This is a genomic window from Methylocaldum sp. RMAD-M (assembly GCF_017832375.1).
Lineage (GTDB): Bacteria > Pseudomonadota > Gammaproteobacteria > Methylococcales > Methylococcaceae > Methylocaldum.
This window is the reverse complement of record NZ_JAFIBZ010000003.1, coordinates 25,719-38,011: the sequence shown is the minus strand read 5'-3', so window position 1 is coordinate 38,011 and position 12,293 is coordinate 25,719. Positions and strand designations below refer to the sequence as shown.

Here is a 12,293-nt window from a genome sequence, read left to right as displayed (position 1 = left end):
ATGATCTGACAATCGGCGTTGGATGACGAGGAAACCCATGAAAAAGCTCTCCGCTTTGTTGACGGCATCGGTTTTTGCATTAACCGCATGGGGATTGCCGGCAGCCGCGAAGACGCCCGCAACCGAAAGCCAGCCGCGCGCCATGGACAGCGCGCATGGCGTCAAGCTACGCAAGCTATTGGAAAGCTTGCAAGAAGGCGGATTGCGGGCGCATGAAAGCTATGAAAACGTGATGCTTCGCCACGTCAACGAGCTCAAGCTCTCCGACGAACAAATCGGCAAGATCGTGCGGATACACCAAGACAATCAGCAAAAGATCAAGGAAATCGGCAAGAAACTTCGTGAAACCCAACGATCGGCCTATCGGCTCTTTCTGAACCCGGCGAGCGACGAGGCGGCTATCCGTATTGCGGCAAAAAATCACACGGCGGCTTTCGACGCATTGGTGAACACGGCTTTGAGTTCCCGCGCGGCGATCAATGCCGTATTGACTCCGGAGCAACTTAATCAATTGAAATCGCTTGGGGCTGAACCGTAGCATCGATCCCCATGCTCAAGAGTCCGACCATTCGCAGGCGTATATCTTTGGGTTTACTGGCAACCGGGGGAGTGCTGTTTCTGCTTGCTCCGGAGAACGCCTGGATTGGCCTGGTTTTTCTAGGATTCGGGGTATTGCTGGAAACCCTCGGGTTCTTGTTGGGACATTCCGGGCACTCATGAACAGTGCCGGAGACATCGGACTTGTGGACCGGCACCGTTCAAGACGTGGTTGACGCGCTGCACGGAATGCGTCCATGCGGCATGCCACTATCGACGGCAAGTCGATTACCCCCCCGACTGGACACGGAAAAATTCAAATCATAAAGTGGCTCGGTGTCGCGGCGGATATCGACGAGCCAAAAGGACTCGGATTGCCGTTCGTAGGATTGATAAGGGAGCCGCCGCATAGTAGCTCGGAAGGCCATTACCACGGAGACTACTCCCCACAAAGCGAACGAAGTTCGCATAACCGGGGTCTCAGTCGCAGCAAAACCCGCTTTTCACCGGAGCAGCAATGATCACCGACACACACGGGCAGTACGACAGACTCGGCCCGGGAGCCTCGCAGGCCGGAGCAAGCGAACTGTTGAAATCCCATTATGCTGAGCGCGGCTTTCTACCAGAACAGGACCCCCTCACGGCCTTCCCTTACGATTCCCGCTACGCCGTAATCGACGAGGTCGGCCGTGATTTGCCGAGCCTTCTGCATGACGTAGGATTTCGCGCTTATGCGCGGGAGCTCGATATCCCGAGCTGGGAGGAACCGGTCACTGCCGAAACGCTGCCGCAGCTTCGGCTGTACTACCTACGGATCGGTTTTCTCGCCTCCGCTTATGTCAATCAGGTCGGGATGGAACCGGCGCGAATGCTGCCGCGCAACATCGCCGTACCGCTGGCAAAAGCCTGCCTGCTGTTGGGGCGTCCGCCGATTTTGAGCTACGACGGCTATGCCTTGTATAACTGGAAGCGCTTCCGCAAAGACCAGCCGATTCGGTTGGGGAACATCGACACGATCCAGAATTTCGTTCACATGTACGATGAACACTGGTTCATTCTGGTACATGTGGAAATCGAGGCGATTGCCGCAGACATTCTGGCCGCCATTGCTTCGGTCAAACGGAAATTCGCCGTCGATCCGAATTCCGACATCGGCACCGAACTGTGGCAAATCGAAAGTGCAGTGCGACGCCAAGTCGAAGTGCTCAAACGGATACCCGAGAAAATGGATGCACGCCTGTATTACAAGACTTTTAGGCCGTATATCCGATTTTTCGACGGCGTGACTTATGAGTGCGTGGACCAAGCGCCTATCCGATTCCGCGGCGAGACCGGCGCGCAGAGCAGTATCATGCCGACTTTGGTTGCGTTCCTGAAGATTCCGCACCAGCGTTCGGCTTTGACCGATCATTTGGCCGACATGCGGAACTACATGCCTATCGAACATCGCCGGCTCATCGAGGAGGTCGAGGCCATGCCGAACGTCCGACACCCCCGCTACAAAGAATCTTTTAATGCCATACTCGAGGCGATTGCCTCTTTCCGCCGTGTCCATTACGGCTGGGCGCAGGAATATATCAATCGCTGGACCGGCGACCCGAGGGGAACCGGCGGAACCCCGTATATGGAATGGCTCCGGCAAATGATTTTGGAGACCGAAGCCTATCAGCAAAGGTAGACCGTCCCTGGTCCGGTTTGGTGCGACACCTGATGCACCAAGATCCTCGGCTTATATCTTCTCGATAAATTGTTTCCGGCTGATGACAAGCTGCGGACGGCCTGTACCACCTGCCGAACTTCAGGCAGTGAAAACAGAGCGGCGTTCACATCGGCGAAAGCGCAGCTATCGGCGAGCCCCGCGTTTAGGACAAACTCAAAGAAACTTCCACCAAATATCGCGTAAGGCTCTAAAATCATGGAAACCAGGACGGGTTTGAATAGGTCAAACCGCGATGAATAACCACACCCCGGTACCGAGACGCGCAGTGCTCCCGCGAATGCATCCCGATAGCAACTCATTCTCGGCGGTCTTTATTGGTCCATCGGTCTCCGATTGCGTCGATGCCATAAGGAGACACTAACGTTCAGGGAGCGGAAGAAGTAAACTCCGCCGTCCCAGCGTGCAGCATCATGAAACAGATCAATCCCTGCTCTTTTGAAACTCTCTGGGATCGCGCGAAGCCCAAGCCGAGCGAAGCAATATCGCCCGAGAATCAAACGCTGTGTCAGGCTCTTTTCGAAGCCTTGCCGGATGCCATCGCGGTCGTCGATTCTCAAGGCCGCATCCGGCAAATCAACGCGGAGCTGGAGCGATTGTTCGGCTACGATCGAGAAGATTTACTGGGTCGACCAATCGAGAGCTTGATTCCGGAGCGTTATAGAGCACGTCATATCGATCACCGGCAGCACTACCGCGCAGCGCCTTATCGGCTCAAGATGAGCCAGCGCCCCGAACTCTACGGCCTGCGACGGGACGGCAGCGAGTTTCCCGTGGACGTCCATCTGGCGCCCATCAAGGCGGAGGAAGGTACCTTAACCATAAGCGTCATACGCGATATCACTCCCCACAAGACTGCCGAGGCCGAAATCCAGGAGCACGCGCACCGCAAGGCTATTCTCGCCGATCTGAGCCAATCGGCCCTGGCCGGCACCAGTCTTGATCGGCTGATGAAGCACGCCGTGGAACAGATCGCCCAGTGTCTCGACATCGAGTACACGAAAATCCTGGAGCTTCTTCCCGATGGTCGGGCCTTACGATTGAAGGCGGGTGTGGGCTGGCGAGAAGGATTGGTTGGAGAAGCAACGGTCAGCGCCGGTTTGGAGTCTCAAGCAGGTTACACGCTGCTAATCTCCAAACCGGCCGACGAGAGCACCCTGATCGCCGGCGAACCGGTCATCGTCGACGACCTTCGCAGCGAGACGCGCTTCAGCGGTCCGCCTCTGCTCTTCGAGCACGGCGTCGTGAGTGGCATGAGCATCACCATTCCCGGGTATGCGCGGCCCTACGGCGTGTTGGGCGTGCATACCAAAAAGCACCGCGCTTTTACCGAGGATGATGCCCAATTCCTGCGCGCCGTTGCCTATACGCTGGCTTTGGCCATCGAGCGCCGGCAAACCGAAGAGGCCTTGCGCGAAAGCGAAATGCGCGCCCGGCGCTTGGTGGAAGCCAATATCATCGGAGTGTTTGAGGGAATCGAAGACCAGATCTGCAATGCCAACCAGATCTTCCTCGATATGTTGGGTTACAGCCGTGAGGATCTGCAGGCGGGAAGATTACGCTGGCCGGAGATGACGCCGCCCGAATACCAAGCCTTGGATGAAGCGGCTCGGAACCAGTTATTGGATCACGGCGCGATCACGCCTTTCGAGAAAGAATTCATCCGTAAGAACGGCACTCGGGTGCCGATCCTGATCTGCGCCACTGCGCTGGAACGCTCACCGTTCACCTGGATCGCGTTCATCGTCGATTTAAGCGAGTACAAGCGGCTGGAAGACTCGTTGCGGCGCCGAGCGGCCGAGCTTGCCGATGCTGACCGCCGCAAAGACGAATTCCTGGCGATGCTGGCCCATGAGCTTCGGAATCCTCTGGCGCCGATCCGTAACGCCGTCCATATCCTGCATCGCCAAGTGCCGCTACTGCCCGAGAGTCAACGGCCGCTCGAAATGATCGAGAGGCAGACCCAGCACCTGGCTCGGCTGGTGGACGACCTTCTCGATGTTTCAAGGGTCACGCGCGGCAAAATCAACCTGCACAAACTGCCCGTGGATCTCGTGGCCTTAACCGCTCGGGTCGTGGAAAACCACCGGCCCAGCGCATCGGCGCATCAGCATACCGTCACGCTGACTTTGCCGCCCTGTCCTCTTTATGTCGAGGGCGATGATGTTCGATTAACGCAGGTACTCGACAATCTTCTCAATAACGCCAACAAGTACACTCCGGACGGCGGACACATCTGGGTGACCGTCAAGGACCGGAAGGACGAAGTCCTCGTCTCGATTCGAGACAGCGGTATCGGAATTGCCGAGAACGATCTGTCCGAAGTCTTCGACCTCTTCGCCCAAGTCGATCCGGGGATCGACCGTGCCCGCGGAGGATTGGGCATCGGGCTCTCACTGGTCAAACGGCTGGTGGAAATGCACGGGGGCTATGTCGAAGCGCGCAGCGACGGACCTGGAAAAGGCAGCGAGTTCATTATCTACCTCCCGCTTTTGTCTGCAAAAACCGAGCTGGTTTCCCACTCTTGGAGCGCTCTACCGGCGTCCGAAGCACCGCCCGTGCTACGGGTTCTGGTGGTGGACGACAATTACGACGCGGCGGAATCGATGGCCCTGCTGGTGAAGCTGTGGGGACATGAAACACGCATCGTCCATGACGGCCGGTCCGCAGTGGATATATGCCAGACGTATAAGCCGGATGTGGTTTTGCTCGATCTCGGTTTGCCGGGAATGAGCGGCTATGAAGTCGCTCAGCACTTACGAAAGGAATACGGAGACTCGATGACGCTTTTCGCCCTGACGGGGTACGGACAAGCCGAAGACCGACAGCGAAGCGCAGCGGCCGGTTTCAATCATCATCTGGTCAAGCCGATCGACCCCGGTATCCTCAGGACCTTGCTCGCCTCACGCGAGGTGCGGCCAGCCCAAAGCTAGCGCATCGCTGCGGCACAGGATTGTCCACCGAAACTGTGGATAGTCAGCCGAAGTGTCTTCAATGGCGAAGCTGCTTCTCCCACTTCGACAGAACCGTCGCGGCCACTGCATTGCCCAGAACATTGGTGGCGGAACGTCCCATGTCCAGGAAATGGTCGATAGGCAAGAGCAGTAGCAGCCCCGCTTCCGGAATATCGAACATCGATAGTGCGCCGGTAATGATGACCAGTGACGCCCGCGGCACGGCCGCGATGCCTTTGCTGGTAAGCATCAGCGTAAGCAGCATGATGATTTGCTGGTGAAGCGATAAATCGATGCCGTACGCCTGGGCGATGAACAAGGTCGCGAAGGTCATGTACATCATCGAGCCATCCAGATTGAAGGAATAACCCAAGGGAAGCACGAAACTGGCAATGCGGTTGGGACAACCGAACCGCTCCAGTTCCTGCAGCGTCTTCGGAAATGCGGCCTCGCTGCTGGCCGTACTGAAAGCCAGCAAGAACGGTCCGCCAAGCCGCGAAAGCAAGTTTTTTATCCGCGTCCCAATCACCAGAAATCCCACGCAAATCAGCATTCCCCAGAGCAGTAACAGCGCCAGATAGAACTCGATCATCAGCGTACCGTAGGTCGAGATAATACCTGTTCCCTTCTGGGCAATAATCCCCGCGGCCGCCCCGAACACGGCTAATGGCGCCAACAGCATGACGTAGCCGGTCACCCGCAGCATCACGTGCCCCAGGGCATCCAGCGCGGCGATAATGGGTTCGCCCCGATCTCCAGTTGTTGCCGCCGCCACCCCAAAAAACGATGCGAACACGACGATTTGCAAGATCTCGTTGTTCCCCATGGCTTCCACTACATTTTGCGGAATCACGTGGTGGAGGAGCGTCTTCAGGTCAAAGTGGTTTGCAGGCAGAGCAGCATGTACGGCGTCCTGAGAGACAGGCAGATGGAGCTGAACGCCCGGTTGTGCCAGATTGACCAGGACCATGCCGAGCGAGAGCGAAGCGAGGCTCGCAACGAAGAAATAGAACAGGGCTTTTCCGCCCAGTCGACCGATCGCCTTGACATCGCCCAGCTTGGCGATTCCGACCACCAGAGTCGAGAACACGAGCGGGGCGATGATCGCTTTGATGAGGCGCATGAAAACCTCGGTCAAGAGCGAGACATTACTGACGAACGTTTTGATTTCGTCCGGATCGGGAACGAAACGGCGGACCAGTTCTCCGCAGGCCACACCCAGCACGAGAGCGGCAAGAATGGAGATCGTCAGAATATTTTTTGGCATCTCGCTGAATCAAGCAATGTTCCGGCAAAGCCCGATGGCCGATCCATCGGGCTAAAAAGCATGTCAACCGGTGTTGAAAGTATAAGGGGACGAATTCAAACGCTGATGTAAGGATCGGCCTTCTTCGTTTTCATGGTATCGGCCGATCGATGAATATGAAAGGCGCCGCCCAATTCGGCTCGCTTTATTCGATGATGCGCTTAAATAGGCACCGTATCGGAACTTAGTATAACTATCAGCCGAGGTCCGAGGCTACTTGCAAACACTTCAAGTAGTAAATCGCGGCCATACCTGAACATGAGCGTGGCCGGAAGCAGAAATGCGAGGGGGGCTGCGCGCCTCAACCGGACAGGCTGGGGAAGAGCAGTCAACCGCTAACGGTTGCGTTCGGAATTATCCGACAACGGCACGCCAGCAGGATTTTCGAGCCTTACCATATTGCCAATCACTTACCAAGGAAAAAGCGGTCCGCGTAGGGTGGCGCTTCGCACTTCCTCGGGTACCAGAATGAACACTACGAAGGCAACGGTGGCCAGCAAAGACGTGGCGGATACCGCAAGGCCCACAAAGAAGAATCTGGCAAAGCAACTGATCTGTTGTTTAGACTCTAGAAGAAACATGCAAAAGACTCTTTTGTCAGTTACGTCGATGGTGATCATAGACCCGCTAGAGCACAAGAGTCGTCAGGAAACGGTCAGTTCTCGGTTACGATTCACCCGCAGTTCTTATCGGTGCAAGCGGCTCGCCGTGGAAAATCTCGGGTCAATAGCGGAAAACCACCTCGGCCGGAAGATCCCGAAGTAAGAATCGGCCATTGGTCAACGTCTGCGCCTTGCCGTTCACTTCGATCCGGCGCGGCGCCTGCGGCAGGGGCAGATCGATGATGATGTTTTCCGGCGGGATCGTCAGACCCTCATCGATCCGGATCCGGGTTTCGCCGGGGGCAGGCACTTCGGCATGATAACTCAGTATTCCATAGGACGTTTTCAGCCCCGCGACTCCCACGCCCCCCGCCGCTTCCACCCAATGGCGCGGCAAACCGGCACCGATCACCAGGCGCCGATCGGTCTCTTCGTAAGCAAACAGGGTCAGGAAAGCCTGGATGAATTCCGCCCCGATCCACGAATGAGGCATATCGCCGATGAAACGCGGCGCGAGGGGATCGCGCCAGACGATCTCGGCCCACTGATTCCACGCAGCCGGGCGTCTTCCTTGGAAAAGAAACTGTAGCGTCCTGAACGCCGCATCCCGTTTTCCGAGCCGAACCAGGGCGCCGACATTGCGGAATTCGTAAGGCGCATAGGCCTGCTCATCGAGCTCGCGTCTTATCCGGGCCTCGACATCGCCGGCATAACGACCGAAAGTCCGCTGAAAAACCGGAGCCAGGGGTCCCGTTGCCTCGCCGCCGATCGAAAGGGCGATCGCCGTGGAGGTCGGATCGTAGTCGCCGAGCTCCGCGGAACCGGGAACAAAGTCGATGCCGAACTTGCGTCGAGTCAAGCCGATCGAGCTGTGGACATCGGCGCGCAGAGCATCCCGCAATTCGGCATAGCGGGCCGCTCGTTCGCGATCGCCGACGGCGGCGGCCAATTGGGCGGCATCGTCGATGCCCCGGATTGCCCAGAAATCATCCCAGTAAGAATGGACCGGACGGGCCACATAGCCTTCGTGACTGGCCGATTCCGGTATGAGGCCGAAGAAACGAAAAGCTTCGCCTTTGGTGTATTCCTCGGTCAAGCGCTGCCGCCGCAGGGCGGCTAGGTAGTCGATGGTCCGCGTTATGCGGGGCCACAAGCTCTTCAGGAACTCGAGGTCGCCGGTGTAGCGGTAGTAATTGGCGATTGTGTAAACGAATTGACCGGCACTGTCATGCTCGATCATGGAGTCCGGACCCCACGGGTCCAGGCAGCAGGGAATCGCTCCGTCCGCCGTCTGATAGCCAGCGTACCAGCGGATAAACTCGCGCACCTCCGCCGCATGGCCGAAGGCCAGAAGCGTAGCGGAGGTAATCGCCCCATCCCGAATCCAGGTGCGGCCGTAGCGTCGCGAACCGGGCCGCAAGGCCTGTCCGTCGCGATGAATCAGGATGTAGGCGAGATTGCTCTTCACGGTGCGGACGAAATCCTCCTCGGCCGGCGGCACCCGAAACGCGACCTGCCCCAGTTCCCTCTCCCACTTTCGAACGATCTCGGCGTATTGCCTTTCCCAGAATTGGCCGGCATCCGCGCCATGTAGAAGTCTTTTCGGGCTGCCCGGCTTGCCTTTTGCGGGAAGCGCAAGATAAACATCCCGCGTTTCGCCAGGGGCGAGAACGAGCGGATAGCGGAGCACGCCGCTGGCCAATCCGTTCGCATCGGTTACTGCTTTCGCAGGCGGAACGGCGTCTCGAGCCAGATCCAGAGTGATCGGATAACCATCTAAGCTCGTGACGCCGGCTTGGGCGGGCGGCGTCAGCGGCACGACGAGACGGTCGTCGCCCCGGAGAACGGCATTTTCGCATCCAAGCCTGTAGATACGCGAAACGCCGCCCATGGTATGCAGGGATTGCCACGGCGGATTCGCCAGGAACGGGCGCACGGCGAGAAAAAGACTTGCTTTCACGGCCGCTCCAGTGTGGTTCTCGACTCGATAACGGGCAAGGATCGAACCTTTCGGATCATCGCTCGCCAGCGCGGTGACCGTGAGATAGAGCGGCCCTCGTTCCAAGCGCACCGAAGGAATCGGCAGATAGCCGCGTTCGAGAGAGGGCTTAGCGGTTCCGTCGGCCCAGCCATGGAGCCGTCCATCGACATAAAGAAAAGGCTCCACGGAAAACGCACCCTCGTCGACCTCGAGCATGCCGTCTTCGTTCAGAAGGGCTTCGCGTTCCGCACCTCGGCGTTCGGTTCCGGAACTGCCTATCACCGTCCAGTAGGTTTGCTCGCCTAAAAAATAACGGGGGTAAGCCCCCCTTTCGGAATCGCGGGCGATGCGTTCGAACATTCGGTTGGACGAAGAACTGAAGTCGATCGGCGCGACCTCGACGCGGCGAATTCCGAAACCCTTCCCGCGCCGGCTTTGCGCCAGGGAAAGCCGCACGAAACGGGACTCCGACTCAGGCATAGGAATGTAGTCGCGCCGGCCGTTGCCTTGGGTTACCGCATAAGCCCTGTGCCAATTTCGGCCGTCGTCGGAACGTTCGACCGAATACGCCGTGGCATAGTCCTCTGGGTGCCAATCGATGATCAATCCGCCGTACTCCCGGCGCTCGCGGAAGTCCAGAAGCAGCCACTGAGGTTCGCGGTTGCTCGCGCTATGCCATGCCGCTTCGGGGTGCTGATCCAGCAACCGCGCCGGTTCCAGCCCCGGAAGCGAACTCGACGCCGTCAAGAACGGCGATCCGGAATAAGCGCGCTGCGGCGGAAGCGGTTCGAGTCGCAGATCGTCGATCCAGAGCGTGCCGCGGCCTCCGGTTCCGCGCGCGATCACGAACTCGATAAGCCCTAGTTCCGCCAATTCTTTTTCGCCCGCCGGCCCCCAGGCAAACTCGAACCGGCGACGCTTGACGCGCAGCGTCTGCCAGGTTTTGGGGAAACGAAATTCGGGATCTCGGAAGCGCCAGACATTTTTGCCCGACCGGTCGACCAATCGGATCTCGAGAACGTTGGGCGGCGCGGTGCCGCGTAGGGCTAAAGTAACGGCGTAATTATCGGGCAGCGCAATCGGAAACGGCTTGTGGACGATGACTTCGCCGCCGCCCTTCCGGAAATCGAAGTCGATGCGCAAGGCCGATCCCTCCCGGCCCCGGTCCGGCGCCAATGATACTCGGGCTCCCTGCCCTGCGACGGTGCTCCAGCCCTCCACCCGTCCGAACCTGTCCAACACCTGTGCGGAATCGGCCGGCGCGGTTCCGGCTGCCGCGACAAGCATCAGAAATGCAATGAGTGCCAATCCGAGTCGGAACATAGCCGCCGAGGACAAATCGCTTCCATATTATTCTTCATCCTGAATCAACCGCCATTTCCATCCACCGTCTCCGGCGAGTTCGAGGACGGCATCGTAGTTCTCCAGCTTCTCATCGGTGCCCCTTCGTCCAGTCGTCCATCGACTGAACGTGACATAAGTGATTTCGCTTTTCGAGAGCATCCTCAACAGCTGGCCGGCCTCGTCGGCCCGCATGGAAGTACTGATGCGATCCAGAAAGGCGAAACGCGGGGCGGCCAGCATGAGACGGGCAAAAGCCAATCGCTGTTGCTCCCGGAGCGAAAGCATGTGGTCCCAATCCCGCTCGACATCGAGCCCGCCGATACGCGCCAATATAGGCTCGAGATCCAAAGCGCGCAGCACGCCCAGTATTCGGTTTTCCGCGATCGATTCCTCTGTCCCGCTGCGAACGAGCAATTCCCGCAGCGTGCCCGGTGGAAGGTAGGGCCGTTCCGGAAGAAAGTAAATCTGATTGGACTCGGGTCGAACGATACGCCCCGTTCCGCTATCCCAGATACCGGCAGTGGCTCGGAACAATGCCACTTTGGCCTCCTCGCTCGGCCCGATGACCAAAACCCTGATTCCGGGCGAAATCGAGACGGTCAAATCCTTGATCAAGGGACGGCCATCGCTCGGCGACAGCACGTTCAGCCCCACATAAGCCACGTGCTCGCCTTCGCTAGTCTCGATGGCCGATCTTTCGGGCGCTCGAGCCCCGCTGATGGCCTCGGCCAACGAACCGAGCCGCGCGATCACCGCAGCGAACGAAGAAATCGATTGGAACTGCGTGACGATCAGCGAGAAGGCGCCCACCAAATGGGCGAAGGCTATCGCCGACTGAGTGATCACGCCGAACTCGACGCGCCCTTGAATGAAAAAAGGCGCCACGACGAGGGCGGGGATGATTTGGATCAGGTAGTTATAGCCCGTGGTAAAGAAATTAAGGTTCCGGTTCACCGTGATGATCCGCCGAAAATTTCCCGTCAAATCGTCAAGATGACGCAAGAGCCGGGCGCCAAGCCGCCGTTCGCGGTGCAGCAGCGCCACCGACGCGGCATTCTCCCGGACATGGATGAGATCGGCCCGGAAATTGGCTTCCTTATCGAGCTGGGCATAGTTCAATTCGACCAGCGTTCGGCCCAACACAATGGTCAGGTATGAACCGCCGGCGGCATACGCGATGGTAACGGCGAACAGGATCGGACTGATCGACCACATGACCCCTGAAAATGCCAATACGGTGAACGTGGCATTGAGGAGCATGAGTACGAAGGACAGCGTGGTTGCGGTAAATACCCTTATATCCTCGGCGATACGCTGGTCCGGATTGGTAATCTTCCCGGTTTCATCCAGACGGAAATAGGCCCTGCGCTCGAGGTAGTGGACGACCGCCAATCGCGTCAGCCACTCTCGCCACAGCAAACCGAGCCTTTCTTCGGTAAACCGGAAAATCGCCGCCACCGCCGAGGCCGCGACAAACACGCCGATCCAGAGAAGGGCCTGGCCAGTGAACGCGGACACGTTACGGTGTTCGATCGCCGTCATGAAATCCCGGCCGACGTAGCTGCTGACCACATTCAGGCCATTGACCGCGAACAGCAGGAGAATGAGCCCCGCGAAGAGCCGCTTGGCCCGCCCGCCGACCTCGGAACCGGCGAAACTCTTGACCGAGCGGATAAATTGATCCCAAGTCTGCCGGTTGATCAGTACTTGTCGTCCATCCATCCGTTACGCTACCTGCTGGGGTTGGCCGCTGCCCCGGCGGCTCGAGCCGTGGGTGCCTCGTGGTTGCCGTTGAGTCGCCATGGTCATCCTTCCTTTGGTTCCGTTCGGTCCGAATCCATCCTGTCCAGGC

General features: G+C 58.4%; 6 protein-coding genes. 3 read left to right on the top strand and 3 right to left on the bottom strand.

What is annotated here, in order from left to right; translation table 11 throughout:
* The first annotated feature begins 37 nt into the window (after positions 1-37).
* The 3 genes from JOD69_RS03860 to JOD69_RS03850 all read left to right on the top strand — a co-directional run bounded on the left by JOD69_RS03860 (position 38) and on the right by JOD69_RS03850 (position 5,187).
* A complete protein-coding gene (locus tag JOD69_RS03860) occupies positions 38-538 on the top strand; it encodes a Spy/CpxP family protein refolding chaperone (RefSeq protein WP_168183901.1) in 501 nt (166 codons plus the stop codon).
* A 516-nt stretch (positions 539-1,054) separates the two neighbouring features.
* Positions 1,055-2,215, top strand: coding sequence for a hypothetical protein (locus JOD69_RS03855; protein ID WP_086135412.1), 1,161 nt, complete (start codon positions 1,055-1,057; stop codon positions 2,213-2,215).
* Between the two features lie 452 nt (positions 2,216-2,667).
* Positions 2,668-5,187, top strand: a complete 2,520-nt coding sequence (locus JOD69_RS03850; protein WP_086135411.1) for a PAS domain S-box protein — start codon at positions 2,668-2,670, stop codon at positions 5,185-5,187.
* A gap of 58 nt (positions 5,188-5,245) precedes the next feature.
* On the opposite strand, the gene JOD69_RS03845 is transcribed toward JOD69_RS03850, so the two are convergent.
* The 3 genes from JOD69_RS03845 to JOD69_RS03835 all read right to left on the bottom strand — a co-directional run bounded on the left by JOD69_RS03845 (position 5,246) and on the right by JOD69_RS03835 (position 12,163).
* On the bottom strand, positions 5,246-6,475 hold the full coding sequence (locus JOD69_RS03845; protein ID WP_086135410.1) for a dicarboxylate/amino acid:cation symporter: 1,230 nt from the start codon (positions 6,473-6,475) through the stop codon (positions 5,246-5,248).
* Between the two features lie 762 nt (positions 6,476-7,237).
* Entirely contained in the window at positions 7,238-10,420 is a 3,183-nt protein-coding gene (locus JOD69_RS03840) for a discoidin domain-containing protein (protein ID WP_086135409.1), read from the bottom strand.
* Between the two features lie 27 nt (positions 10,421-10,447).
* Entirely contained in the window at positions 10,448-12,163 is a 1,716-nt protein-coding gene (locus JOD69_RS03835) for an SbmA/BacA-like family transporter (RefSeq protein WP_077729254.1), read from the bottom strand.
* Between the last annotated feature and the right edge of the window lie 130 nt (positions 12,164-12,293).

Bases quoted from the DNA above. Each gene is read 5' to 3' on its own strand.
- JOD69_RS03850 (WP_086135411.1), top strand. From the start codon at position 2,668: ATGAAACAGATCAATCCCTGCTCTTTTGAAACTCTCTGGGATCGCGCG.
- JOD69_RS03840 (WP_086135409.1), bottom strand. From the start codon at position 10,420: ATGTTCCGACTCGGATTGGCACTCATTGCATTTCTGATGCTTGTCGCG.
- JOD69_RS03835 (WP_077729254.1), bottom strand. From the start codon at position 12,163: ATGGATGGACGACAAGTACTGATCAACCGGCAGACTTGGGATCAATTT.
- JOD69_RS03855 (WP_086135412.1), top strand. From the start codon at position 1,055: ATGATCACCGACACACACGGGCAGTACGACAGACTCGGCCCGGGAGCC.
- JOD69_RS03860 (WP_168183901.1), top strand. From the start codon at position 38: ATGAAAAAGCTCTCCGCTTTGTTGACGGCATCGGTTTTTGCATTAACC.
- JOD69_RS03845 (WP_086135410.1), bottom strand. From the start codon at position 6,475: ATGCCAAAAAATATTCTGACGATCTCCATTCTTGCCGCTCTCGTGCTG.